Annotated in this window: 22 protein-coding genes; 16 read left to right on the forward strand and 6 right to left on the reverse strand. The window is 70.4% G+C overall.

Features of this window, described 5'->3' with window-relative positions; translation table 11 throughout:
- The first annotated feature begins 354 nt into the window (after positions 1-354).
- Positions 355-1,842, forward strand: coding sequence for a sulfatase-like hydrolase/transferase (locus I8D64_RS15880; protein ID WP_200503777.1), 1,488 nt, complete (start codon positions 355-357; stop codon positions 1,840-1,842).
- 20 nt (positions 1,843-1,862) lie between these two features.
- On the opposite strand, the gene melA is transcribed toward I8D64_RS15880, so the two are convergent.
- Positions 1,863-3,278 (reverse strand): alpha-glucosidase/alpha-galactosidase, encoded by a 1,416-nt coding sequence (melA, locus tag I8D64_RS15885; RefSeq protein ID WP_200503778.1) that lies wholly within the window; start codon positions 3,276-3,278, stop codon positions 1,863-1,865.
- Between the two features lie 180 nt (positions 3,279-3,458).
- A complete protein-coding gene (locus I8D64_RS15890) occupies positions 3,459-4,307 on the reverse strand; it encodes a DUF4232 domain-containing protein (RefSeq protein ID WP_200503779.1) in 849 nt (282 codons plus the stop codon).
- Between the two features lie 154 nt (positions 4,308-4,461).
- On the opposite strand from I8D64_RS15890, the gene I8D64_RS15895 reads away from it, so the two are divergent.
- From I8D64_RS15895 to I8D64_RS15920, 6 genes are all read left to right on the forward strand, one after another.
- Positions 4,462-5,313: a helix-turn-helix domain-containing protein gene (locus tag I8D64_RS15895; protein WP_200503780.1), complete on the forward strand. Its 852-nt coding sequence runs from the start codon at positions 4,462-4,464 to the stop codon at positions 5,311-5,313.
- Positions 5,314-5,500: 187 nt separating this feature from the next.
- Positions 5,501-6,877, forward strand: coding sequence for an MFS transporter (locus I8D64_RS15900; protein ID WP_200503781.1), 1,377 nt, complete (start codon positions 5,501-5,503; stop codon positions 6,875-6,877).
- 17 nt (positions 6,878-6,894) lie between these two features.
- Positions 6,895-8,781 carry a D-apionate lactonase family protein gene (locus I8D64_RS15905; protein WP_200503782.1) on the forward strand — a complete coding sequence of 629 codons (1,887 nt, stop codon included), beginning with the start codon at positions 6,895-6,897 and terminating at the stop codon, positions 8,779-8,781.
- 12 nt (positions 8,782-8,793) lie between these two features.
- Positions 8,794-9,531: a FadR/GntR family transcriptional regulator gene (locus I8D64_RS15910; RefSeq protein ID WP_200503783.1), complete on the forward strand. Its 738-nt coding sequence runs from the start codon at positions 8,794-8,796 to the stop codon at positions 9,529-9,531.
- Positions 9,532-9,760: 229 nt separating this feature from the next.
- The gene (locus I8D64_RS15915; protein ID WP_200503784.1) at positions 9,761-10,603 is read left to right on the forward strand and encodes a TIM barrel protein; all 843 of its coding nucleotides are present in this window, start codon (positions 9,761-9,763) and stop codon (positions 10,601-10,603) included.
- A gap of 65 nt (positions 10,604-10,668) precedes the next feature.
- Complete coding sequence (locus I8D64_RS15920; RefSeq protein WP_200503785.1) at positions 10,669-11,604, forward strand: phosphogluconate dehydrogenase C-terminal domain-containing protein; 936 nt, start codon at positions 10,669-10,671, stop codon at positions 11,602-11,604.
- A gap of 33 nt (positions 11,605-11,637) precedes the next feature.
- Here the strand turns inward: I8D64_RS15920 and I8D64_RS15925 are convergent, their stop codons facing one another.
- From I8D64_RS15925 to I8D64_RS15935, 3 genes are all read right to left on the reverse strand, one after another.
- Entirely contained in the window at positions 11,638-12,399 is a 762-nt protein-coding gene (locus I8D64_RS15925; RefSeq protein ID WP_200503786.1) for an SDR family NAD(P)-dependent oxidoreductase, read from the reverse strand.
- A 231-nt stretch (positions 12,400-12,630) separates the two neighbouring features.
- On the reverse strand, positions 12,631-13,392 hold the full coding sequence (locus tag I8D64_RS15930; RefSeq protein WP_200503787.1) for a triose-phosphate isomerase: 762 nt from the start codon (positions 13,390-13,392) through the stop codon (positions 12,631-12,633).
- A 60-nt stretch (positions 13,393-13,452) separates the two neighbouring features.
- Complete coding sequence (locus I8D64_RS15935) at positions 13,453-13,923, reverse strand: ribose-5-phosphate isomerase (protein ID WP_200503788.1); 471 nt, start codon at positions 13,921-13,923, stop codon at positions 13,453-13,455.
- A 278-nt stretch (positions 13,924-14,201) separates the two neighbouring features.
- On the opposite strand from I8D64_RS15935, the gene I8D64_RS15940 reads away from it, so the two are divergent.
- The 6 genes from I8D64_RS15940 (at position 14,202) to I8D64_RS15965 (ending at position 20,170) form a co-directional block, all read left to right on the forward strand.
- Positions 14,202-15,122: a sugar phosphate isomerase/epimerase family protein gene (locus tag I8D64_RS15940; RefSeq protein ID WP_200503789.1), complete on the forward strand. Its 921-nt coding sequence runs from the start codon at positions 14,202-14,204 to the stop codon at positions 15,120-15,122.
- A gap of 98 nt (positions 15,123-15,220) precedes the next feature.
- Complete coding sequence (locus I8D64_RS15945) at positions 15,221-15,994, forward strand: SDR family NAD(P)-dependent oxidoreductase (RefSeq protein WP_200503790.1); 774 nt, start codon at positions 15,221-15,223, stop codon at positions 15,992-15,994.
- 168 nt (positions 15,995-16,162) lie between these two features.
- Positions 16,163-17,485 (forward strand): MFS transporter, encoded by a 1,323-nt coding sequence (locus I8D64_RS15950; RefSeq protein WP_200503791.1) that lies wholly within the window; start codon positions 16,163-16,165, stop codon positions 17,483-17,485.
- A 34-nt stretch (positions 17,486-17,519) separates the two neighbouring features.
- The gene (locus I8D64_RS15955) at positions 17,520-18,518 is read left to right on the forward strand and encodes a 2-hydroxyacid dehydrogenase (RefSeq protein WP_200503792.1); all 999 of its coding nucleotides are present in this window, start codon (positions 17,520-17,522) and stop codon (positions 18,516-18,518) included.
- Positions 18,519-18,565: 47 nt separating this feature from the next.
- Positions 18,566-19,822 (forward strand): alpha-hydroxy acid oxidase, encoded by a 1,257-nt coding sequence (locus I8D64_RS15960; protein ID WP_200503793.1) that lies wholly within the window; start codon positions 18,566-18,568, stop codon positions 19,820-19,822.
- Positions 19,823-19,888: 66 nt separating this feature from the next.
- Complete coding sequence (locus I8D64_RS15965) at positions 19,889-20,170, forward strand: hypothetical protein (RefSeq protein WP_200503794.1); 282 nt, start codon at positions 19,889-19,891, stop codon at positions 20,168-20,170.
- A gap of 28 nt (positions 20,171-20,198) precedes the next feature.
- Here the strand turns inward: I8D64_RS15965 and I8D64_RS15970 are convergent, their stop codons facing one another.
- On the reverse strand, positions 20,199-20,555 hold the full coding sequence (locus I8D64_RS15970; protein WP_200503795.1) for a hypothetical protein: 357 nt from the start codon (positions 20,553-20,555) through the stop codon (positions 20,199-20,201).
- A gap of 301 nt (positions 20,556-20,856) precedes the next feature.
- Here I8D64_RS15970 and I8D64_RS15975 point away from each other — a divergent pair, with 301 nt between their 5' ends.
- The 3 genes from I8D64_RS15975 (at position 20,857) to I8D64_RS15985 (ending at position 24,040) form a co-directional block, all read left to right on the forward strand.
- Positions 20,857-21,828 carry a 3-hydroxyacyl-CoA dehydrogenase family protein gene (locus I8D64_RS15975; protein ID WP_200503796.1) on the forward strand — a complete coding sequence of 324 codons (972 nt, stop codon included), beginning with the start codon at positions 20,857-20,859 and terminating at the stop codon, positions 21,826-21,828.
- A 114-nt stretch (positions 21,829-21,942) separates the two neighbouring features.
- Complete coding sequence (locus tag I8D64_RS15980; RefSeq protein WP_200503797.1) at positions 21,943-23,256, forward strand: MFS transporter; 1,314 nt, start codon at positions 21,943-21,945, stop codon at positions 23,254-23,256.
- A 91-nt stretch (positions 23,257-23,347) separates the two neighbouring features.
- The gene (locus tag I8D64_RS15985; protein ID WP_200503798.1) at positions 23,348-24,040 is read left to right on the forward strand and encodes a GntR family transcriptional regulator; all 693 of its coding nucleotides are present in this window, start codon (positions 23,348-23,350) and stop codon (positions 24,038-24,040) included.
- Positions 24,041-24,169: the final 129 nt, after the last annotated feature.

A 24,169-nucleotide genomic window follows, 5' to 3' on the forward strand; every position in this document is an offset into this window, starting at 1 on the left:
TGGGCCTGCTTGCCCACGAGGTGGAGCGCAGTGAGCTCCACGAGCACGCGCTGCAGGTTCTTGGCCAGGGCATCGGAGGCCAGGAAGCCCCCCTCCGCGTTCTCGGGCCGCGTGCGCTCGGCTCCGGCCGGGGTCGGGACGTCAACGGTCTCGTTCATCGCGCATCTCCTTCGTTCGACGGTGGACGCCTCCGACGCTACGCGGCGACCACATGGTGGACAAGGGGTCGCGAGCGGGGCGGGATCGCGGAGGGGCGTCGGCCCGTCTCGGAACCCGCGCCCGACGCCGGGGCCGACCCGTAGCATCTGCGGCGAGGCGCGGCGCCGATGCCGCACCGGAAGGATTCCCCGGCCCATGCCCAGCGAACCGACCGCATCCCCAGCCCGCCCGAACATCCTGATCCTGATGACGGACCAGCAGCGCACCGGCTTCACCGCCGGCGCGGGCGGCCCGGACTCGATGCCCCGCGTGGATGCGCTGCTCGAGGACGGCACCCGCTTCGAGAGGGCGTACTCGAGCGCTCCCGCGTGCGTCCCGGCCCGCACGAGCCTGCTCACCGGCCGTTTCCCCTCGGCGCACCGGGTGCGCCAGAACTCCACGCCCCAGCACGCCGTCTATTCGTCGGACCTGCTGGACGTGCTGCGTGGGCAGGGATATCGGCTGCACTTCGCGGGCAAGCCCCACATGCACGCACGCCCCGAGGACTTCGACGCCTACCACGGGCCGTTCATGCACGAGGGCGGCCCTGCGGACAGCGCCGAGCAGGAGGCCTTCGACGCCTGGCTGCACGAGCTGGACCACTCGGTCGCCCACGAGCCGGCGCCCTTCGCGCCGGAGGTGCAGCTGCCCGCCCGGATCATCGACGGGGCCATCCGGGATCTCGACGCGATGACCGGCGAGGACCCGTTCCTGCTGTGGGTCTCGTTCCCCGAGCCCCACAACCCCTACCAGGTGCCCGAGCCGTACTTCAGCATGTTCGACCCCGCCGAGGTCCCCGACCGGTCGGTCGGTCCCGAGGTCCTGGACCGGATGGGGTGGAGGTTCCGCTGGCTGCACGCGCTCATCGAGGACAAGCGTCCCGGCTTCGACGCCGAATGGAGGCGGCTGCGGGCGAACTATCTGGGGATGCTGCGGCTCATCGACGATCAGATCGGCCGGCTGGTGGACCGTCTGGGGCCCGCGCTGGAGGAGACCGTCGTGATCGTGCTCAGCGACCACGGGGACCTCGTCGGCGAGTACGGCCTGCAGCGCAAGGGCGCGGGCCTGCCGGAGGCGCTGGTGCGCATCCCGCTGGGCGTCGCCGGCCCCGGCATCAGCTCCCAGCGACGAGCGGAGCCGGTCTCGATCGTGGACGTGCTGCCGACGCTCTGCGAGCTGGTCGGGGCTCCGTTCCCGCCGGGCGTGCAGGGCAGGTCCCTGCTCCCCCTGCTCGCGGGCGAGGAGGTGCCGACCGAGGAGTTCTCCACGATGTACGCGGAGCACGGGTACGGGGGCGTCTCGTACGGGGAGGGTGACCGGCCGCCCCTGCACTTCCCCTACGAGGGGCGCTCCTTCGACGAGCTGAACTCCGTCACCCAGAGCGGCGAGATGCGGATGGTCGTGGACGGCCGGTACAAGCTCATCGCCGACGACCTCGGAACCTTCTCCCTCCACGACCTGCAGCAGGACCCGGCCGAGGTCCACGACCTGATCGACGACCCCGCGCTCGCCGAGGTGCGGGAGCGCCTGCTGCGTCGGCTCACCCTGTGGCTGATGCGCGTGGCCGACGACCTCCCCGTCGGTGCGTACCGGCCCCGCGAGGCCCCGCACAACTGGCGGTGGGCGGGTCGCGACGTCACGTGATTCGCTGAGGCGGCGCGCCGTCAGCTCTCGGCGCCGCCCGGCTGCGCCGCAGGGCGCAGCCCCTCCGGGAGCAGGTCGCGGTGCGCCTCGAGCAGCTCGGACGTCATGGCGCGGGACTGCTCGAGCGTCAGCTGGGCCGAGGTCAGGGGGTCGAGGGCCACGGCCTGGAACACGTTCTCGACGTCCCCCGTCAGCGCGGCGCGCACGGCGAGGGTCTGCACGTTGACGTTGGTGCGGTTCAGTGCCGCGAGCTGCGGCGGGAGGTCGCCGACGGAGGTCGGTTGCACACCCCTGGCATCGACCAGGCAGGGCACCTCGACGCAGGCGTCGGCCGGAAGGTTCGTGATGAGGGCGCCTCGGTTCGGCACGTTCCCGTGCACGACGCTGGGTGTTCCCGTGACCAGGGAGTTCACGATCTGTGCGCCGTACTCGACGCTCGGGGCGAGCTCGGCCTTCAACCGCTCGAGCTGGTCGTCGATGTCGCCCTGGTCGTCGTGCGCGGCGCAGATCTCGAAGTAGTCCCAGCGCTCGGGGATGTACTCCTTCGTGGTCTCCGGATCCTTGCGGAAGTAGGGCACGTACTCCGAGGCGTGGTGGCTCGACTCGGTCTGGAAGTACCCGAAGGTGTTCATGATCGAGGTGCGCACCTGTTCGTTGCCGCCCTCGTAGGTGCTGGCCGCCTCCGCGGCGTCGGAGTGGTCGCCGTCGTCCCCGGCGAGGTCAGCGGCGGCGCGGCCGGGCCGGTGCCGCTGCGCCATCACCTCGCGCAGCCGCGGGTAGAGGTCCTCCTGGCCGCGGAACAGCTCGAGCACCCACGCCTGGTGGTTGATGCCCGCGCAGCGGTACGAGACCTCGTCGTAGGGGACGTCGAGGGTGCGGGCGAGCATCCGCGTGGTCCCCTGCACGCTGTGGCAGAGCCCCACGGTGCGCAGACCCTGGGCGTTGAGGTACGCGGTCGCCATCGCCATGGGATTCGCGTAGTTGATGAAAGCGGCGTCGGGGCACACCTCGCGGGCGTCCGCCGCGATCTCGGCGTACGCGGGGACGGAGCGCAGGAAGCGGAACACCCCGCCGGGGCCGACGGTGTCGCCGACGGCCTGGTCGATGCCGTACTTCCGCGGGATCTCGACGTCGTGCCGGTAGGACGGGATCCCGCCCACCTGGAAGGTGATGACGACGACGTCGGCGCCCTCGAGGGCCGCGCGCCGGTCGGTCGTCTCCTCGACCCGCGTGGCGAAGCCGTGGTGGGCGACGAGGTCGCGTGCGGCCTGGGCGACGGGGCCGAGCTTCTCGGGCCGCACGTCCATGAGGCACAGCGTCGCGTCGCGCAGGGCGGGGAAGCTGAGGATGTCGCCGATCAGGCGGAACGGGAACACGTACCCGCCGGCGCCGATGATGGTGATCTTGGGGGAGGTGACGAACGTCTTCGTGGTCATGGGCCCACGCTATGGACGCACCACGGGAGAGGTCTCGCGGGATCGTGCGCCGTTCTTCCAGGATTCTTCGGTGCTGCCCCGGATCCGTGGCCGTCGGCCCGCTTCCGCAGGTGCAGGCCCGGATCCCCGGTGGCCGGCCCGGATCCGCGGGCGCCGCCGCTCAGCGACGCGGCGGACCGGTCACTTCATCCCGTGCACCCCGTCGACGGTCAGCCAGTCGACGTCGCCCGCGCAGCCGTGCAGGCCGTCCTGCTCGACGTACGCCGCCTTCTTCGAGCCCGGCGCGTAGATGCGCCAGCCGTCGGCGTCGGTCGCCTTGCACTCGTCGCCGAGGGGACCGCCGCCGTCGCCCACGTCGACCGCCTTCAGCGACGCCTCGGCGTGGCCGTTGGGGATCAGGACGGCGGCCTTGCCGGCCCGCCCGCGCTGCGCGGCCTTCCCGAGCTGGGTGCCGTTCCCGCCGCCGACGGCGGAGACGCCCGGATACCCGCCGATGCGGCACGGATCGTCGCCGGTGTTCGTGAAGGAGATGGTGAACATGACGCTCCCGGCCGCGGGGTCCCCCTGGCTGACGGAGACGTCGAGGTTCGAGGCGGTGCAGTCCGACACCTTGTCGTTGCTGCCGCCGCCGTCGGCCTTGCCCGAGGCGGTCCCGGAGCCCGCTCCCTTGGAGGAGACCGAGGAGTCGTCGTCCGACGATCCCTTGCCCGAGGAGCCGTCGGAGGTGTCGTCGGAGGTGTCGTCCGAGGGCGTCGACGAGTCGGAGCTCGCGGACGAGGAGCCGTCCGACGACTCGTCGGAGGCCGCGCCGGAGTCGGATGCCCCTCCGCCATCGGAGGCACCGTCGGCCGGCTCCTGGCTCGCTCCCCCGCCGTCGCTTGCCGCGGAGTCGCCGCCCTGCGCCGTGTCCGCACCGCCGTCGTCGGACCCGTTGCCGCAGCTCGCCGCCCCGAGCGCGAGGAGCGTGGTCGCCGAGAGCGCGCAGGCGCTGCGGGTGATGGTGCGGATGCTCATGACGCTGCTGCGCATGAAGTCGCCTCGATTCTTCTGCTTGTTGGGGCCTCGACATTACGCCCCGGGACGTCCGGTCAGGCGTGCGGCCCGCGCGCGACCGCCTCTGCACGATCCCTGAGCCAGCGCGGACGGCCCCTGATCCGGCGCGCGCGACGCCTACTGTGATGCCATGGCAGGCTCCCCCGGCTCGAGGTCCGAGGTCGTCGCCGCGGACCAGGGACTGTGGTGCCGCCGCGGCGACCCGCCCGTCATGGAGTCGATGCACCGGCACAACGACGTCGAGATCAACGTGGTGGTGCGCGGGGAGCTGCGATACCTGCATGCAGGGGCTCCGCTCATCGTCCGCGAGGGCCGGATCGCGATGTTCTGGGCGACCCAGCCGCACGGTCTCGTGGATTCCCGGCCTGGCGACGTGTGCTGGGTCCACGTCCCGCTCGGGACGGCGATGCGCTGGGGTCTTCCCGAGGATGCGGTGGGCGCCCTGCTCCGCGCCCGACCGCTGGTGATCGAGGCGCCCGATCTGGTGGCACGGTTCGCGGGCATGACGAGCCTCTGGCTCGAGGAGATCGGCGACCGCACCCGTGAGGAGTTCGCCCTGCTCGAGATCCGCGCGGCCGTGCTGCGGATCCTGCAGACGGAGGCCGAGCACGCCTCCCCGGCCGGCCCGTCGGACGGCGGGAGGCGCGGCCTGACCGCCGAGCGCCTGCAGCACGTGCGCACGATGGCGCAGGTGGTGATGGACGGCTTCACGGAGGAGCTCGCCGTGGCCGACGTCGCGAGCGCGGTCCACCTCGCGCCCTCGCACGCGATGACGGTGTTCCGCCAGGCGGTGGGCGTGACCATCGGCGAGTACCTCACCATGTGCCGGGTCGCCGAGGCGCAGCGTCTGCTGATCACGAGCGGCCTCACCACGGCGGAGATCGCCTCGGCCAGCGGATTCGGCTCGCTCAGCAGCTTCTACAGCCACGTCACGGCCGCGTGCGGCATGGCTCCACGGGAGTACCGGCGGCTGGGGCGCTGACCACTGCGCCGCTTCGCCCTCCATCACGCGACCGTTGACCGGTCAACCGGTTGTGATCTACGGTCTGGCCTGAGCCGCGCGGCCCGCGACCTCAGCGCTCCTGCGGCCTCGGCGCACCCGCGACCCGCCGCGCCGAGGCCCCGCCCCGCGCGCCCGCCGCCGCACACCCACTCGACGAGGAGTCATCGTGAACTCACGCATCCCGCAGCCCGATCCGGCCACCGCTTCCCTCCCGCCGGTGGGCGAACCCCCCGTCGGCCCCGGCTCCCTCGACACCGAACCCGGTCGCCGGTACACGATCTACCTCGTGATCGTCGCGCTGCTGGGCTGGGCGCTCGCGGCCTACGACACCAACCTGTTCAACCTCACCATCGCGGACATCACCTCCGAGCTGGGCATCTCGGCCTCGGCGCTCGGCGTGATGGGCATGCTCGTCTACGCCGCGGAGTTCGCGATCGCGCTCTGGATGGGCCGCGTCATGGACGCCCGCGGCAGACGCTTCGCCTGGATGCTGTGCCTGATCGCGGCAGGCGTGTTCACGGGCCTGACGTTCTTCGTGCAGGGGTTCTGGAGCCTCGTGCTGGTGCGCGCGCTGGCCTCGGGCTTCGCCAATGCAGAGCTCGCGGTCTCCGTGACGCTCGTGAACGAGCAGGTGCCCGCGCGGCGACGCGGCATGCTCTACTCGATCGTCCAGTCCGGGTACACCGTGGGCGTGTTCATGGCCTCGGGGATGTACCTGCTGGTCTCGGGACTGGGCTGGCGGGCCGTGTTCCTCTTCGGCGTGCTGCCGCTCGTGCTCGTCGCGATCGCCCGCGCGAAGGTCCGCGAATCGCCCCGCTACCTGCACATCCGTTCGCTGCGCGCGGCGCTCGACCGCGGGGACGACGCGGAGGTCGCGCGTCTGCAGCGGGTGATGCCCGTGGACGTCTCCCAGCTCGAGAAGGGCACCTTCCGCCAGCTGTTCTCGGCTGCCGGCGGGGTGCGGCGCACGGCCGTGAGCCTCTCGGTCACCTGGCTGCTGTACGGCATGTCCTACGTCGCCACGAACATCTACCTGGCCTATTGGATGGCCGAGGTGAAGGGCTGGGCATCCTCCGCCGTCGCCGCGCTGCTGCTCGTCGGCGGGGCCGCCGGCGTCGTGTTCTACCTGGTGGGCGGGCTCCTGGGCGAGCGCTTCGGCCGACGCTCCGTGCTCATCGGCTCGGCCGCGGCGATCGCCCCGCTCGCGCTGATCATCCTGGTCTCCGACCGCTCGAGCGTGCTGCTGGTCGCGATCTTCCTGCTGTTCCAGGCCACCAACGGCACCTGGTCGGGCGTCGGCTACACCTACCAGGCCGAGGTCTACCCGACCCGCGTGCGAGCCCTCGGCGTGAGCTGGATGAGCGGGATGCTCGTGGGAGGCTTCATGCTGGGCAGCCTCCTGTGGGCGATGCTCACCGCAACAACCTCCCTGACCAGCACCTGGATCATCATCGCTGTGGTCCTCGGCGCCGCCCAGGCCGTCTCGACGCTGTTCCTGCCCCGGGTCGCGCCCGGGCAGGAGCTCGAGGCGATCGCCCGATGAGTGAAGGAGCAGACCCCATGGCCGATGCGCCCGCCGCCCTCGGCGCCGAGCAGTCCCTCGACAACCGCACCACGCACACCCTGGGGCCCTGGTCGCTGCGCTGCGGGGGCGACGAGGTCAGCGAGATCGCCTGGAACGGCACCGTGCTGCTGGAGTCCGCGCGTCCCGCGCTGCGCGACCGCGACTGGGGCACCGTAGCCCCGGAGATCCTCGAGGAGGAGTGGTCCCGCAGCGCCGGCCCCTCGCTCACCCGCACCCTGCGCGTGCGGTACACAGGCGCGGGCGGCGGTGCGAGCGCTCTCTCAGAGCTGACGATGACACCCGAGCGCCTGAGCCTGCGCTTCGCAGTCACGGTCGAGACCTCGCTGACCACGAACCGCGTGGGCCTCACGGCCATGCTCCCGCGCGCCATGGCGGGCGACGACGCGGTCGTGACCACGACCCGCGGCGACCGACGGGACTTCCGCTTCCCCCGGCCGATCGCCCCGTGGCAGCCGCTGTTCGACATCCGCGGCCTCGACCTCGAGCACGCCGGAGTCCGGGCGCGCCTCGAGCTGCTGGGCGACGTGTTCGAGATGGAGGACCAGCGGAACTGGACCGACGCGAGCTTCAAGATCTACTCGCGCCCGCTCGCCCAGCCCTTCCCGTACGAGGTCTCCGCGGGCGAGAGCATCACCCAGGAGATCTCCCTGGTCCCCGAGCCCGCCGCGCCGCCGGCGCACCCCTCTCCTTCGCAGGCACCGGCGGTCCCCGCGTCGGCGCCGACTGCTGCGACGCACCCCTCTCCCCCGTCGGCGTCAGAGCCGACCCCGACCGCTCTCGCCGATCTCCTCGCAGCCGCCCGCACCCGCACGCTTCCGCACCTCGGCCTCGGCGCCACGACCGCGGCGGCCGGCGTGCAACGCGGCGGCCCGCGCTCGATCTCGGCCGAGGCCGGCTTCGACCACCTGATGGTCGAGGTCAGCGAAAGGTTCGGCGCCGAGCAGGTGCTCGCGGCCGCTGCCGACGAGGCCGTCGCGACGGGCCTGCCCGCCGACCTGCGGATCATCGCCTCCGAGACCACCAACGTCCCGGCGCTCCTGGATGCGGCCGATGCGGCGGGACTTCCTGTGCGCCGGATCGGGATCGTCGACGAGACGCGCCACGTGACGACGACTGCGCTCTGGGAGCGCCTGCGCAGCGCTTGCGCGGGCAGGGGCGCGGAGCTCGTCGCGGGCTCGCGCACCCACTTCACCGAGCTGAACCGCGAGATCCATGCAGTCCCCGCCGCTGAGCTCCTCTCGTTCCCCTCGACCCCTCAGATGCACATGCGCGAGAGCTGGCACGTGGCCGAGAGCGTCGCAGCCCTCGGGGACGTGCTCGCCTCGGCGCGGATGCTGCGGCCGACGGCGCGGCTGCACCTCGGCCCGCTCACGCTGCGTCCGCGGGTGAATGCGGTGGCGACGCAGGCGGAGCTCGTCGATCGTGCCGACGCCTCCGGCTGGGGCGCGCACCTGGTGCCCGGCAGCACGGATCCACGCGGGCGCACGTCCTGGGCGGCCGCGTGGACGGCCGCCGCCCTCGCGGAGGCCGCGCACGGCGGCGTCGAGAGCGTCACCCTGGGCGAGCTCGCCGGTCCCCGCGGCGTGCTCACCGGCGAGGCCGGGGCTCAGCTGACCCCGCTGGGCGAGCTGCTGGTCGCTCTCGCGCCCTGGTCGGGTCGGGAGGTGCGCGTGCTGTGCGGGCCCGGCGGCCCCGGCACCGCCCTGATCGCCCGCGGCGAGGATGTCCTGCTGGTCAACGCCGGCCTCGAGGACTGGGAGGCGGCGGCCGGTTCGGACGACGGGCGGCCGCTGCGCGTGGCGGCGGGAACCGTGCTCCGCGTCGGCCCCGCCGATGAGGCCGGGCCCGCCCCGCGCTCTTGATACCTTCACCTCATGCCCGCCTTCTCCGACAGCGCCTCCGACGCCATCGCATCGTCGCTGGCAGCAGTGCCCGCCGGCACTCCTGTCTCCGAGGTCGCACGTCGGCTGCTGGAGCTCCTGACCGGCGGCGAGGTCGCCCCCGGCACACGCCTGCCCCCGGAGCGCCAGCTCGCGAGCACGCTCGGCGTGGGTCGCTCGGCGGTGCGTGAGGCCCTCGCGGCCCTCGAGATCCTGGGGATCGTCGACGTGCGCCCCGGATCAGGCACCTACCTGCGCGGATCCGCGAGCGACCTGCTCCCCCAGACCCTGCGCTGGGGCCTCATGATCGGCAAGCAGAACACCGACCAGCTCAACGAGCTGCGCGCGGGCCTCGAGAGCTACACGGCGCGTCTGGCGGCCGACAGGATCTCGGCAGAGCAGCTCGAGAAGCTGCGCGGCACGACCGCGACGATGGCAGAGAGCCTCGAGGACCTCAAGGCCTTCGTCGCGGCCGATGCCGCCTTCCACGAAGTGCTCGCCACCGCGGCCGACAACGCCATGCTCACCGATCTGCTGCAGGTCACCCGCAGCCTCCTGCGCGTCTACAACGACCGCGCCGTACGCGACCGCGACGACATGGAGGCAGCCCACGCGGAGCATGCGCAGATCCTGGCCGCCCTCGAGGAGCGCAACGGCGAGCGCGCTGCCTCGGCGATGGTCGCGCACATGGCGACCGCCCGCGACCGGATCCTCGAGGCCGCCGAGGACTGAGGTCGGCGCGCGGGGCCGCACGGGCCCGGGGACGTCGTCTTACGAGCCGCCGAGGCCGGCGTTCCGACACCGAGACACTCCCAGCCCTCAGATTGAGCCCGTCCCCGGCTCTCAATGCTGCTCAACCGGTTGACCAATATGGGCACTCGCGCCTACCCTGGACCCATCACGACCGCGGGCGGCGCGCCCTCCCCCGCGCCACGACGAGGTGAGGCGAGAGGTGACGCGAGTGGACCAGGCCCGGAGCGCTGAGCACCGCACGGACGAGCACCGCACGGACATCGGCATCGGCAGCTACGCCCTCTTCTGGGAGGGAAGCGACCGCAACCCTGACCGCCTCTCCATCGCGGACATGATCGACCGCGCCGCGCAGCTGGCCTGCGACGTCTTCCAGATCTGCGACGATCCGCGCATCGAGGACGCCGATGCGGACGAGCTGGCTGCCCTGCGCGAGCGCGCCGAGCACCACGGCCTGCGCCTCGAGCTCGGCACCCGGACGATCGATCCCGACCACCTCGCCCGGTATCTCGCGATCGCCCGGGCCCTCGATGCGCGCGTGCTGCGCTCGATGATCCAGACCCACGAGGTCGCAGGCGGTATCGAGCAGGCGATCACCGCCCTGCGCGCCACGCTCCCCCTGCTCGAGTCCGCGGGCATCGCCCTGGCGCTCGAGACCTACGAGCAGCTGCCCACCGAGGACCTGCTGCGGATCGTGCGCTCGCTCGACTCCCCGTTGGTGGGGGTCTGCCTGGACCCCGGCAACTGCGTCTCCGCGCTCGAACACCCGGACGACGTCATCGACGCCGCCGCCCCGTTCACCCTCGACCTGCACGTCAAGGACTTCCGCTTCGCCCGCCAGGAGGGCTGGGTGGGCTTCACCTTCTCCGGCGCCCGCATGGGCGAGGGCCTGCTGGACCTCGATCATGAGCTCGACGCCGTCTACCGCGGGGGCCGGCGCCCCGCCGCGATCGCCGAGCACTGGCTGCCCTGGCAGGGCGATGCCGCGAGCACGATCACCCTCGAGCGCGACTGGACCGAGGCGACGCTCGCCGCCCTGCGCGCACGCCGCTGACCCGTCGGCACGCGCCACCGACCACCCGACCACACAGTCATCCACCACCGACCAGGAGGAACCCCATGACCACCACCGACAGCCGCGAGCTGAACCCGCTGAAGGGCAAGAAGGTCGAGCTCGATCAGAGCCTCACCGTCGCCGTCGTCGGCGCTGCCGGGAAGATGGGCACGCGCGTGTCCAACAACCTCAACCTCACCGACGCGACCATCCACTACTGCGAGTCCTCCCCCGCGGGCATCGAGCGCGTCGAGGCGCTGGGGCGCGCCGTGAGCGACATCGACGAGGTCGCCGGCGAAAGCGACGTCGTCATCCTCGCCGTGCCCGACGTGGTCCTCGGGAAGGTCTCCGAGCAGGTCGTGCCGAAGATGAAGGACGGCTCGGTGCTGCTCACCCTGGACCCGGCCGCCGCCTACGCGGGCCTGCTCGCGACCAAGGACGGCGTGCTGCAGGCGTGCGCGCACCCGGCGCACCCCTCGGTCTTCCTCGAGCGCACCACCCCCGAGGAGTGGGCGGACACCTTCGGCGGCATCGCCGCCCCGCAGGAGGTCGTCGCGGCCCTCGAGGGCGAGGAGGAGGCCGACGGCTCCGACGGCGAGCGCGCCGCCGCGAAGAAGCGCGTCGAGGACGTCATCCGCGCGATCTACGCCCCCGTGATCGACGTGCACTGGGTGAGCGTCAAGCAGCTCGCCCAGCTCGAGCCCACCCTCGTGGAGACCACCGGATGCATGATCGGCCAGTTCCTCAAGGACTCGATGGACTACGCGATCAACGAGCAGGGCATCCCCGAGGACGCCGTGAAGGCGATCTTCTACGGACACATCTTCATCTCGCTGACCAACGCCCTGCGCGGCTCGAACCCGTTCTCCGACGCCTGCCTGCTGGCGATGGACTACGGCCGCGAGTCGATCATCCGCGAGGACTGGCAGAAGATCTGGAAGGACTCCGAGCTCGACTCCGTCATTGCCAAGATGCTGAAGATCGACGCCGTGAAGCGCTGATCCCGCCGGATCGGCTGGCGGGCCCGGCTTCCGTCACAGCGAGGTCATGCCGCCGTCCACGCGGAAGATCGCGCCCGTGGCGAAGCTGGACTCGTCGCTCGCGAGGTAGACCATGATGCCGGTGACGTCATCGGGTGTCCCCGCGCGCCCCAGCGGGGTGCGCCCGACGATGCCCTCGCGTGCGCCGGGATCTTCGGAGATCGTAGTGACCAGCGACGTCTCGGTGAACCCGGGCACCACGGTGTTCACGCGGATGTTGTCGCCCGCGTAGGCCATCGCCGTCGCGCGCACGAGGGAGTGGATACCGCCCTTCGTGGAGCTGTAGGCGGCGAAGTCGGCGCCCTCGCCGTTCAGGCCCGTGGGGCTGCCGGTGCAGATGATCGAGCCGCCGCCGGAGGCGAGCAGCGCGCGCACGCCGTGCTTGACGGTGAGGAAGGTGCCGGTGAGGTTCACCGCGAGGGTCCTGTTCCAGGCCTCGAGCGGCACGTCGGCGGTCTTCGCGTCCTGGCCGAACAGCTGCACGCCGGCGTTCGCGACGATGACGTCGGGCGAGGCGCCGCGCGCGGTGAGGTCCGCATAGGCGGCCTCGACGCTCTGCTCGTCGGAGACGTCCATGCGCACGGCCTGGGAACCGGACGCGTCGGCGGCCTCGCGTGCCGACTGCTCGTCGATGTCGGCGTAGACCACGCGTGCGCCCTCTGCGGCGAAGCGGTCGGCGATCGCGCGGCCGATCCCGGACCCGGCGCCCGTGACCAGGGCCGTCCTGCCGTCGAGACGCGGGGTGGTGGTGGCCATGGGTCCTCCATCGTCGGGGGGTGAGGGCGGGCGTCCCATCGTTGTCGCGGGCATCAGCACTCATGCGACCAACCGGTTCACCACTCGTGGCCAGAGTAGTGCCTCACCGTCCCGCGAGTCAGGCCCCGGGCCCGGCGGGCCACCATCCGGGACCTCTGTCCGGGAGCCGCCACCGGGGCCCCTCCCTGGGATCCGCCGTCCCAGGGCCCCTGGGCTCGCCGCCCCGTGGGGTCAGCCCCTCTCGTGCCCCGCCCCGATGCGCAGCAGCTCGAGGTACCCCTCGACCTTCCACGCAGTGCGGCCGACGAACAGGCCGGTGACGTGCTCGATCCCGAGCAGGTCGGCCGCGTTCTCGAGGCTCACCGAGCCGCCGTAGAGCAGCCCCTTCACGCGGCCCGAGTACTCGGCGCCGAGGGCCGCGAAGGGCTCCACGAGCTCCTCGACGGTGGCAGGTCGCCCCTTCTCCCCGATCGCCCAGATGGGCTCGTAGGCGATGACGACGTCGGCGAGCTGCGCCTCGGTGAGCCCCTCGAGGGCACCGCGCGCCTGCTCGAGGATGAAGGCGGAGGAGCCCCCGGCGTCCTTCACCTCGGCGCTCTCGCCGATGCACAGCAGGGGCGTGAGCCCGTGCCGCAGCGAGGCGGCGACCTTGAGGCGCGTGGTCTCGACGGTCTCGCCGAAGTGCTCGCGGCGCTCGGAGTGGCCGATCTCGACGATCTGCGCGCCCGCGTCCTTCGCCTGCGGCACGGAGATCTCACCGGTCCATGCGCCGGCGTCCTCCCAGTGCGCGTTCTGCACGCCCAGCAGCACGGGCGAGTCCTCGCCGAGGATCTGCGCGACGGTCGACGTGGCGGTGAAAGAGGGGATCACGAAGGGCTGCACGGCCTTGGGGGCGCGGCCGTCCAGTTTCTCGACGAGCGCCGACGTCCATTCGCGCGCCTCGGCGAGGGTCTTGTTCATCTTCCAGCTGGTGCCGATCCAGAGGGGCTTCATGGGGGTGGTTCCTCGCTGTTCGTGGTGGTGCAGAGCGGTGGTGGTGCGGTGAGCCGGGGCTCAGTTCTCCTCGAGGGACCCGTCGTAGGCGCAGATCGCGTCGACCTTCGCGGCAGAGGACGAGCTCGGGTCGAACTCCAGATCCAGCCACACGTCCACCAGTGCCTTCGCGGACTCCAGGCCGATCACGCGCTCGCCCATGCAGAGGACCTGCGCGTTGTTCGACAGGATCGAGCGCTGCACCGAGTACAGATCGTGCGCCGTCACCGCGCGGATGCCCTTGACCTTGTTCGCCGCGATCGCGACGCCCAGACCGGTCCCGCACACCAGCAGCGCACGGTCGGCCTCGCCGGCCGCGACCTTCTCCGCCGCGTCGACCGCGACGTTGGGGTAGTAGGTGCCGTCCTCACGGCCGGTGACGCCCACATCGGTCACGGACGCGACCCGCTCGTCGGCCTCGAGAAGAGCCTTCAGCTCCTCCTTGTACCCGTATCCGGCGTTGTCCCCGCCGACGACGATCCTCCAGGTCACCACGACACTCCTCTTCCGATCTCTGATTCTTCGGCCGATGCCCGACCCTATCGACGAACAGGCGCTCCGCGCTGGACTCCATCACCGCGCGCACACGACACGACGCCACCACCACCTGCCTCCACTACCTCGCGGGATTCCGCCGTCGATGCCCGAGATCCTATAGGGACCCCTTCCGGAGCCTGAACGGCATCTCGCTGGAGCGCGCGAGGTGGCACTTGACATCCCGCAGGCCGCGAGAAATCCTATAGGAACGTTCGTCGTGAAGGAGACCGAAGATGTTCACTGCCGAGTCCTGGCCGATCGCCGCCAACATGCTCTCGTTCGGCGCCACTGCGCCCGACGGCGGCCACATCAAGGACGCTCCCGCGACCGTGTGGGCCTCCCAGATGCGCCAGGCCCGAGACCTCGGCATCACGCAGATCGATCCGACCGACGCCTGGGTGCCCCTCGCCCGTCTCAGCGACGCACGCGTCGAGGAGTTCCGTCGCACCCTGGATGATGAGGGCCTGAGCATCCCCTCCATCTCCATGACGCGGAGCTCCGTGGTCGACCGTGAGAAGGGCGAGGACTTCCTCGCCGAGGCCCACCGGCTGCTCGACATCGCCCCCACCTTCGGGGCGAGCGTCGTGAACATCGGCTTCATGCAGGCTCTCACCCCGAAGCAGGCGCAGGCGATCTGGTTCTGGCTCGAGGACGGCCACCACGACGATCCGGCGCTGCGAGATCTCGCGGTCGAGCGCACCCGCGAGCTCGGCGACCACGCGAGGGCGAAAGGTCTCCAGCTCAGTCTCGAGATGTACGAGGACACCTACGTCGGCACCCCCGAGGACGCCGTCGCCTTCCTGCGGGACGTTGACCACGAGGCCGTGGGCCTGAACCCCGACCTCGGCAACCTGGTGCGCCTGCACCGTCCGGTGCAGAATCCGAGCGAGATGTTCGAGACCGTGCTTCCGCACGCGAACTTCTGGCACATCAAGAACTACACGCGGGACTTCGATCCGGCGACCGGCGCATACTCTTCGGCACCCATGCCGCTGAAGTACGGCTACGTGAACTATCGCCAGGTCATCCGCCGCGCTCTCGAGCTCGGCTACACCGGACCGTTCTGCTGCGAGCACTACGGCTCGGACTCCCTGGGAGTGATCGCCGAGAACATCCAGTACATCCGCCAGGTCCTCGCCTCCGCGCTCGCCTGAGGACGCCCCAGGCCCATCGACCGCCCGGCGGGCATCCCCCTGCCCGCCGGGCCCTCTCTCTTCCCCCCCCCCCCCCACCCGACTGCGAAGGAGCAGCAATGACCAGCACGTTCCCCGAGAACCGCACCGCCGTCGTCACCGGCGCCGGCGCCCCGCGCGGCATCGGCCGCCACGTCGCCCGCGCCCTGGCCGCCAGCGGCTGGGACGTGGCCGTCCTCGACATCGACGAGGCGTCCGTGAAGGACTTCGCCGGCGAGCTCGCCGGCGAGACCGGACGCACCGTCGTCGGCATCGGCGTCGACATCTCCGACAAGGACTCCGTCGAGGCCGCGTTCGCGATCATCGACCGCGAGCTGCCTCCCGTGGTCGCCGAGGTGAACCTCGCCGGCATCCCCAGCCCCCACACGATCTTCGAGATCGACGACGCGATCTGGGACCGCGTCATGGACGTCAACGCCAAGGGCACCCTGTTCATGATGCAGGCCGCTGCCACTCGCATGATCCAGGGCGGACACGGCGGACGCATCGTCAACACCTCCTCGATCACCGCCTACGACGGCGGCGGCACGTTCTCCAAGACCGGCTATGCGGCGGCCAAGGCGGCCGTGCTGGGCCTGACCCGGGGCGGCGCCCGCGAACTCGGGAAGCACGGCATCACCTGCAACGCCATCGTCCCCGGCCCCATCGACACCGACATCATGGGCGGCACCCTGACCGACGAGCGCAAGGCCGGCATGTCGTCCGACATCCCTCTGGCGAGGGTGGGCCAGCCGCAGGAGGTCGCGGGCCTCATCAAGTTCCTGGTCAGCGAGGACTCGAGCTTCGTCAACGGAGACTCGGTCTTCGTCGACGGCGGCAAGCACATGGTCTGAGCCGCTCCTCGCAAGATTTCGGAACCAGGCGCGCGCCCTCTCGTCCATTGCGCGGGCCTGATTCCGGGCGCCCCGCATTGCTGTCACGCCCACCGCTGTCACGTCCCGGGATCACCGGGAGATCCATCGCGGAGCATCGATGCTCCGCCGCACACCCTGAAGGTGCACATGTCCCTCAATGCCGAGGAGACCCGCCGTCGGCGGGACTACCGCAAGGTCCGCAATCTCCGCTACTTCGTCCTGTTCTGGCTGCTGCTGGCCGGGGTGCTCAACTACATGGACCGTGCGTCGGTCTCGATCGCCGCGCCCCACATGATCGAGGAGCTGGGGCTCACCCAGACCGACATCGGTCTCATGGGCAGCGTCTTCTCCTGGACCTACGCGATCTGCCAGCTGCCCGCGGGCTACCTCATCGACAAGGTGGGGCCCCGGCGCATGTACTTCCTCGCCGTGGGCATTTGGTCGATCGCGTCGGCGCTCATGGCTGTCGGCCACAACCTCGGCCACTTCCTGTTCTTCCGGGTGCTGCTGGGGGTCGGCGAATCCCCGAACTCGCCGAACAGCTCGAAGATCACGACCCAGTGGTTCCCGCGCTCCGAGCGCGGCCAGGCCGCCGGGATCTGGGATTCCGGATCGAAGTGGGGCTCGGCCATCGCTCCGCCCGTGCTGACCGTCCTCATGCTCGCCTTCGGGTGGCGCGCGATGTTCCTCGCGCTCGGCGTCGCGGGCATCGCCCTCGCCGCCGCGTTCTGGGCCTTCTACCGGGCCCCCGAGGACTCCAAGCACCTCTCCGACGAGGAGTACCGCCATATCCTCGCCGGTCGCGACGTCGCCGAGCCGGACGATGCTCCGAAGATCCCCTGGCTGAAGCTGTTCACCTTCCGCCAGACCTGGGGCATGATGCTCGGCTTCTTCACCTCCATCTGGATCTGGAACATCTTCATCACCTTCCTTCCCCTCTACCTCCAGCACTCCATGGGCGTTTCCATCGCCGGCACGGGCTTCGTCGCCGCCGTTCCGTACGTGGTGGCCGCTCTCGGCGCGATCTTCGGAGGCCGCATCACGCTGATCCTTGCGCGCCGCGGACGCAGCCCTCTGGCCTCGAAGCGCGTTGTCCTCGTCATCGCGTCGATCGTGATCGGCGTGCTGCTCTGCCTGGTCCCCCTGGTGCCCTCGCTGCCCCTCGCGCTCGTCGTCCTCAGCCTCGCACTGGGTCTGATCGCCGTCGTGCAGTCCCAGTCGTGGGCCGTGACCTCGGACATCGTGCCCGATGCCTACGCAGCCCGATTCGGCGGCATCATGAACTTCGGCGGCTACTTCGGCGGCGCGCTCGCGCCGGTCGTCACGGGCATCGTCTTCGACGCGACGGGCAGCTACTCGCCCTCGTTCGTGCTCGCGGGCTTGATCGCCGCCTGCGGCGCACTGTTCTTCGGGCTGCTGATCCGGCGGCCCATCCCGCAGCGCGAGGCGGCAGAGGCCGCGGCCGCGTGACCCCCGCACACCCCACACATCCGAGGAGACACACATGACCGGCACGACCTGGCGCCTCGCCGTAGCCGCCGAGGGCATCGACGCTTCCGGCCGCACCATCCACGGCGACATCGGCCTGGGCTCGCTCGCCGAGCACGGCATCGACTGGTCGCCGATCGACATCGCCCAGCAAGAGCTCACGGCCGATGGGCTGCGCGGCTTCGACGCCGTGCTGCTGATGGGCGAGTCCCCCTTCGGCGAGGAGCAGCTGGGCGACGATCCCACGATCAAGCACGTCGCCCGCTTCGGGGCGGGATATGACCAAGTCGACCTCGAGGCGTGTGCGCGGCGGGGAATCCCGGTGACCAACGCGCCGACGGGCCTGCGCGTACCGATGGCCCACGCCGCGCTCACCCTGCTGTTCGCCCTCGCCCACAATCTCGTCCCGAAGTCGCAGCTGGTGCACACGGGTCGCTGGGACCAGCGCGCCGGACTGCGCGGACACGGACTCGCGAGCTCGACGATCGGAGTCGTCGGCCTCGGCGGCATCGGCCGCGAGACCGTGCGTCTGCTGCGCGGGCTGGGTCTCGAGGTGATGGCGTACAACCGCACGCCCCGCCCCGAGTTCTGCGCCGAGCAGGGCGTCGAGCAGGTGGAGCTGCCGGAGCTGCTGCGCCGCAGCGACTTCGCGATCCTCACCGTCTCCTCGAACGCGCAGACCCGGCACCTCATCGGCGCCCGCGAGCTCGAGGAGCTGGGGGCCGACGGGCATCTCATCAACGTCGCCCGCGGCGCGGTCGTCGACGAGCCCGCGCTCGTCGAGGCGCTGCGGGAGGGCACGATCGCCGGCGCCGCCCTCGACGTCTTCGAGACCGAGCCGCTGCCGATGACGAGCCCGCTGCTCGAGCTCGACAACGTGCTGCTCACCCCGCACTCGCTGTGCTGGACATCGGACTTCACGGCCGCGACCGGCGCCGAGGTTCTCGGAGAGGTGATCGCCGTGGCCGAGGGTCGCGCGCCCGCACACCTGGTGAACGACCCGGACGGCGCCTGACCGCGGGGTACTGTCCGATCTGGAGGCCCGACCCGAGGAGGAGAGACATGGCCGAGAACCCGCTGTCCGGAGCCATCGAGTTCGCGAAGATGATCGCCGCGGGCGGTCTGCGCGTCGATCCCGTCGAGTCCGCCCCGTCGGTCGAGGACTTCCGCGACCTCGCTCGGCGACGGCTGCCGAAGATGGCCTTCGACATCATCGACGGGGCCTCGAACCACGAGATCACGAAGTCCGCGAACGAGGATGACCTGCGCCGGGTGAGGTTCCGGCCCCGGTGGCTCACCGACATCTCCCACGTCGACATCTCCACCGAGGTCGACGGTATGGAGCTCACCCGCCCCTACGTGCTGGGCCCGCTCGGCCTGCAGCGCATGATCGGCGGCACCGGCGAGCTGCCCGCCGTGCGGGCCGCCGGGAAGGCCGGCATCCCCTTCACGATCTCGACGGCCTCGAACTGGTCGATGGAGGAGATCGCCGACGCCGCGACCGGGCCGCTCTGGTACCAGCTGTACATGTACAAGAGCGAGCGGATAGTCACCACCCTGATCCAGCGCGCGAAGGCGATCGGCGCCGAGGCGCTCGTGGTCACCGTGGACGTCCCGCTGAACGGCAAGCGCTACCGCGACCACCGCAACGGCATGTCGATCCCGCCCAAGGTCACCGTGAGCAACGCCCTGGAGGCGGTGCGGCACCTGGACTGGACGCTCGCGGTCATGCGCCCGCCGGCCATCGGCTTCCGCAACCTCGTGGGCGAGATCCAGGGCGACAACGCCGTCTCGCACCAGGAGTTCGTCGCGAAGTACCTCGCGAACCTCACCTTGACCTGGGAGAACATCAAGGACGTGCGCCGGCAGTGGGACGGCCCGCTGTACATCAAGGGGGTCCTGAGCCCCGAGGACGCTCGGCGCGCACGGACGGCTGGCGCGCAGGGCATCTATGTCTCCAACCACGGCGGGCGCCAACTCGACTCCTCACCGAGCACGATCAGCGTGCTGCCCAGCATCGTGGACGCGGTGGGCGAGAACATGACCGTGATCTTCGACTCCGGCGTGCGCACCGGGGACGACATCGCCAAGGCCCTCGCCGTCGGCGCGGACCTCGTCTCCGTGGGCCGTGCCTGGGGCTACGCGAACGCCGCCGCCGGCGAGCGCGGCGTCACCCGCGTCATCGACATCCTCGACGAGGAGCTCGAGCTCGCGATGGGGCAGCTGGGAGCCACCAGTCTCGATGCCCTGGATCGTGGCTTCGTCGACTATCCGGAGGCCTGGCACGGCGTGGGCGTCCATCGGGAGTCGGAGAGCTGAACAAGCAGCGCCCGAGACGCGAAGGCAGCGAATCCGCAGGCGAGCGCTGATACACCGTGAGGGGCCATGTGGGTCGTCATCGTTTTGCTCGCCCTCGGCGCAGTCTTCGGCTTTCTCGTCGGACTCGCCACTCGGCCGGTGCGAACCCTGGTGAACGCACTGCGCGTCGCACTCTTCGGGCTGGGCGTTCTGCTTCTGGTCCTCTACTGCATGCTCGATGGAGATGTCCCTGACGAGAGTCGCGCGGAACTGGTCCCGATCATCGCCGCGGCATTCGCGGCGTGGCTGCTCACATTCATAGTCCCCGCCGTTCTCGGGCTGCTGATCGGGATCCGCACGAGGGAGTGAGGAGCGCCCGCCGCGCGATGTGCGCTCCTCACTCGCCGCCCTTCGCCCCGACTCTCCGCATGGCCATCACATCGAGCGCGACCATCCGCGCCACCAGGTCGAAGTACGGGCCGGAAGCGCGCTCATCGGTCACCTGATCGGCGTCGATCAGTGGCCCCACACCGGAGAACCAGCACCGGGGCGGCAGGCCCCATCTTGCGAGTTCCAGCCACATGGCCGCCTCATCCTCCCCGCAGAACCAATGCAGGTGGACAGTCACCACGCCCGTGCTCGGGAGGCCGACATCCTGCGCGTCCAGAAGGATGCTCACGCCCTCGAGGCATCCGTCCTCAGCGGGTTCTGGACGGACGTCCCGCAGCAAGCCGCTTCCGGACAGTGTCAGCATCGGGCTCTCCAGGCGGAACGGGACGAAGTGGTTTGGGGCACACATTACTCGGCGGCCCCGAGTTCATCTCACGCAGCAACCCCATACGTTCCTACACGATCTTGCAGACCATCTGTGGCGATGGCGACAAGCAAGCGCGCGCGGTCCCGGCGCAGCGAGGCTGCCCTGGCAAGTATCCAATAGGATCTGTAGGATCGTGGCATCAGGCCGACGGCAGCCCCAGGACGAGCTGGCGCCTCGCGCCGAGTACTGCGAAGCGCGCTACGCGCCCCGCAGAAGACCACTGACGAAGGAGTTCAACATGGCCATCAGCACCGTCACAGTCGTCGGAGCCGGATACATGGGCGGCGGCATCGCCCAGGTGCTCGCGATGGCAGGGCTGCCCGTCCAGATCGCCGACGTGAGCGTCGAAGCGGCCGATGCGGCGCTCGTCCGCATCCTCGGCGAGATCCGCGCCTCGGAGGACCAGGGCCTGGTCCCCGCGGGCAGCGCCGAGGCCGTCGCCGCGAATCTGAGCGCCGGCAAGACCATCGAGGACGCCGTCGCAGAGGCGGACTTCGTCGAAGAGGTCGTCTTCGAGGACCCCGCGGTGAAGAAGGAGGTGCTGGGCCGCATCTCCGCCGCCGCGCGCCCCGACGCGATCATCGGCACGAACACGTCGACAATCCCCGTGCACGTGCTGGCCCCCGCGGTGGTCAATCCCGAGCGCTTCCTCACCGTGCACTTCTCCAACCCGATGCCGTTCATCCCCGGCGTCGAGCTGGTGGCGGGCGAAGCCACCACGCAGCAGACGATCGACGCGATCAAGGATCTCCTGGCCCGCGCCGACTGCGAGGGCGCGCAGGTCGCCGACACCCCCGGCATGGTGCTGAACCGCCTGCAGTACGCCCTGCTGAAGGAGGCCACGAGCGTCGTCGAGGAGGGCGTCGCCACCGTGGACGACGTGGACACGATCGTCCGCACCACCTTCGGGTTCCGCCTCGGCTTCTTCGGGCCCTTCGCGATCGCGGACCAGGCGGGCCTCGACGTCTACGCGAACTCGTTCCGGACGTTCGAGGAGGCGTACGGCGAGCGTCTGGCCACTCCGGAGCTGCTGAAGGAGGCCGTGGCAGAGGATCGCAAGGGCCTGAAGAACGGCCACGGCCTCATCGAGGACTACGACGACGACACGAAGGCCGAGCTGATCGCCTACCGGAACAAGGCCTACGCACGCATGCGCGAGGTCCTTCGGGAGCTCGGTCCGGCCCCTCGCGGGACCATCCGCGAGGCCTGAGAAGCATCTGACCGCAAGGCGCACCACCCGAGGCCGCGGGCCGGCCCGGGTGGTGCGCTCTGCGCCCGCCCGCCGCCGTGCGGCCCACCCTCCATACCCCCATAAGGAGTCACCGTGGACTCATCCACTCACATCGACGAGAAGGCCCTGATCAAGAAGATCACCTGGCGGATCGTCCCCTTCGTGATGGTGCTCTACACCATCGCCTACATCGACCGCTCGGTGATCGGATACGCGAAGCTGCAGATGTCCACCGACATCGGCCTCGGCGACGCCGCCTTCGGGCTGGGCGCGGGTCTGTTCTTCCTCGCGTACTTCCTGTTCGAGGTGCCCTCGAACTACCTGCTGCCCAAGGTGGGGCCACGCATCTGGTTCGCCAGGATCCTCTTCACCTGGGGCCTGATCACCGCTCTCACGGCGCTGACCACCTCCACCGGCATGTTCTACGTGCTGCGTTTCCTGCTCGGCGTCGCGGAGGCCGGCTTCTACCCCGGCGTGCTGTACTACCTGACGTTCTGGTTCCCCCAGCGCCACCGCACGAAGGCGACCGGCACGTTCGTGCTCGCCGCCCCTATCGCATTCCTCGTCATGAGCCCACTGGCGGGAACGATCCTGGAGCAGGGATGGCTCGGTCTGCGCGGCTGGCACTGGCTGTTCATCATCTCCGGTCTGGCGGCGATGGTCGCCGCCGTGCCCACGCTGAAGTGGCTGCGTGACAGCCCGCGCACCGCTCCGTGGATGTCGTCGTCCGAGGCGCAGTGGATCGAGGACCAGCTCGAGCAGGATCGGGTCGAGTTCGGCCAGCAGTCCCACGCGAACCCGCTGAAGGCGCTCGGGTCGAAGTACGTGTGGGTCTTCGCTCTCCTGTTCTTCCCTTCGACTGTGGGCATCTACGGTCTGAGCTTCTGGCTCCCCACCGTGGTGAGTGCCTTCAGCGGGTCCGACGAGGCGACGGGATGGCTCTCCGCCATCCCCTACGTGTTCGGCGTGATCGGGATCTTCGCCACCTCCCGGCTCGCCTCGCGCATGCGGGAGAACTGGGTCCCTCTCATCGTCATCTACGCGGGCAGCGCGCTGGGGATCTTCCTCTCCGCGATCGCGCCGTCCGGTGGGCTGCAGCTGGCCGCGATGTCGATGGCGGCGTTCTTCTTGTACTCCGTCGCCGGCATCTTCTGGGCTCTTCCCACGCGGTACCTGGTCGGCGCGACGGCCGCCGTGGGCATCGCGTTCGTCAACTCGTTCGGCAACATCGGCGGGTTCGTCGGCCCCTACGCGGTGGGTGCGGTCTCGGAGGCCACCGGCAGCGCGACCAACGGCATGTACTTCCTGGGCGTGGTCCTCGTCCTGGGGATGATCGGCGCAGCCATCGGCATGCGGGCGTGGGCGGGCAAGAACCCTCAGGCAGAAAGCCAGATGGATCACCGATGAACGCAGGCTGACACCCGCGCAGTCCGAACACGTGCCCCGGATCCTCTAGGATCCGGGGCACGTCGTCCACAAGAGCAGATGGGGAGTCTCGATGAGCAGCAAGCGCCAAGCCCTGCGTGCTGACGTGCAGGAAGGCATCCAGAATCGTCTGGTCCAGGGTAATTGGCGCCCCGGCGCGCGTCTCAGCATCGATGGTCTCGCCCGGGAGCTCGAGGTCTCGCCCACCCCCGTCCGCGAGGCTCTGGTCGCGCTCGAGCACTCGGGCCTCATCGAGTACCAGGCCCTCAAGGGCTTCGTGGTCGCTCCCCCGCTGACGCCGCAGCAGATCGACGAGCTCATCGATGCGCGGCTCGTTCTCGAGCTGGCCGCGTTCACGCGCGCCTTCGGGCGACGGGAGGCCCTGGAGTCCGATCTCCGGGCGGCGCATGAAGCTCACAGCGCGATCGCGGAGCGCATCGCGGCAGCTCCCGAACCCGACTACGCGCTGATCCATGAGTACTTCGACGCCGACAGCGCCTTCCACGAAGCGCTGTTCCGCCACGCTGGGAACCACTACCTCGGCACGATGCGCGAGGTGCTGAACACACACGGCCACCGTATGCGCCAGACCTGGTCCGAGGGCGCGGAGCGCATTGACGCGGACGAGGCGGTCGCGGAGCACGCGGCGATCCTAGAGAAGGTCCAGGAGCACAACCACGACGGCGCCCTGCGGGCGCTGAGGAGCCATCTGGAAGGTGTGCGCGAGCGTTCGATCGAGCTGGGCACCGGCCCCACGGGTCGCTGAGCAGCACACGGGGCACCAGCCCGTACGTTCGAGGGCTGTGCAGCGGGTGGCCCGCCAGCAGCGTTGTGCCCGCGGCCGCAGAGTTCGCCGGCTAGGTCCCACAGCATTGAGGCGGGACGAGGTCGCGCC

This window comes from Brachybacterium halotolerans (assembly GCF_016623465.1).
Lineage (GTDB): Bacteria > Actinomycetota > Actinomycetes > Actinomycetales > Dermabacteraceae > Brachybacterium > Brachybacterium halotolerans.

Coding starts and splice junctions, on each gene's coding strand:
- I8D64_RS15925 (WP_200503786.1), bottom strand. CDS start 12,399: ATGGCCACCACCACCCCGCGTCTCGACGGCAGGACGGCCCTGGTCACG.
- I8D64_RS15965 (WP_200503794.1), top strand. CDS start 19,889: ATGTGGGTCGTCATCGTTTTGCTCGCCCTCGGCGCAGTCTTCGGCTTT.
- melA (WP_200503778.1), bottom strand. CDS start 3,278: ATGACCACGAAGACGTTCGTCACCTCCCCCAAGATCACCATCATCGGC.
- I8D64_RS15920 (WP_200503785.1), top strand. CDS start 10,669: ATGACCACCACCGACAGCCGCGAGCTGAACCCGCTGAAGGGCAAGAAG.
- I8D64_RS15970 (WP_200503795.1), bottom strand. CDS start 20,555: ATGCTGACACTGTCCGGAAGCGGCTTGCTGCGGGACGTCCGTCCAGAA.
- I8D64_RS15890 (WP_200503779.1), bottom strand. CDS start 4,307: ATGCGCAGCAGCGTCATGAGCATCCGCACCATCACCCGCAGCGCCTGC.
- I8D64_RS15960 (WP_200503793.1), top strand. CDS start 18,566: ATGGCCGAGAACCCGCTGTCCGGAGCCATCGAGTTCGCGAAGATGATC.
- I8D64_RS15940 (WP_200503789.1), top strand. CDS start 14,202: ATGTTCACTGCCGAGTCCTGGCCGATCGCCGCCAACATGCTCTCGTTC.
- I8D64_RS15945 (WP_200503790.1), top strand. CDS start 15,221: ATGACCAGCACGTTCCCCGAGAACCGCACCGCCGTCGTCACCGGCGCC.
- I8D64_RS15950 (WP_200503791.1), top strand. CDS start 16,163: ATGTCCCTCAATGCCGAGGAGACCCGCCGTCGGCGGGACTACCGCAAG.
- I8D64_RS15905 (WP_200503782.1), top strand. CDS start 6,895: ATGGCCGATGCGCCCGCCGCCCTCGGCGCCGAGCAGTCCCTCGACAAC.
- I8D64_RS15910 (WP_200503783.1), top strand. CDS start 8,794: ATGCCCGCCTTCTCCGACAGCGCCTCCGACGCCATCGCATCGTCGCTG.
- I8D64_RS15895 (WP_200503780.1), top strand. CDS start 4,462: ATGGCAGGCTCCCCCGGCTCGAGGTCCGAGGTCGTCGCCGCGGACCAG.
- I8D64_RS15880 (WP_200503777.1), top strand. CDS start 355: ATGCCCAGCGAACCGACCGCATCCCCAGCCCGCCCGAACATCCTGATC.
- I8D64_RS15975 (WP_200503796.1), top strand. CDS start 20,857: ATGGCCATCAGCACCGTCACAGTCGTCGGAGCCGGATACATGGGCGGC.
- I8D64_RS15930 (WP_200503787.1), bottom strand. CDS start 13,392: ATGAAGCCCCTCTGGATCGGCACCAGCTGGAAGATGAACAAGACCCTC.
- I8D64_RS15955 (WP_200503792.1), top strand. CDS start 17,520: ATGACCGGCACGACCTGGCGCCTCGCCGTAGCCGCCGAGGGCATCGAC.
- I8D64_RS15985 (WP_200503798.1), top strand. CDS start 23,348: ATGAGCAGCAAGCGCCAAGCCCTGCGTGCTGACGTGCAGGAAGGCATC.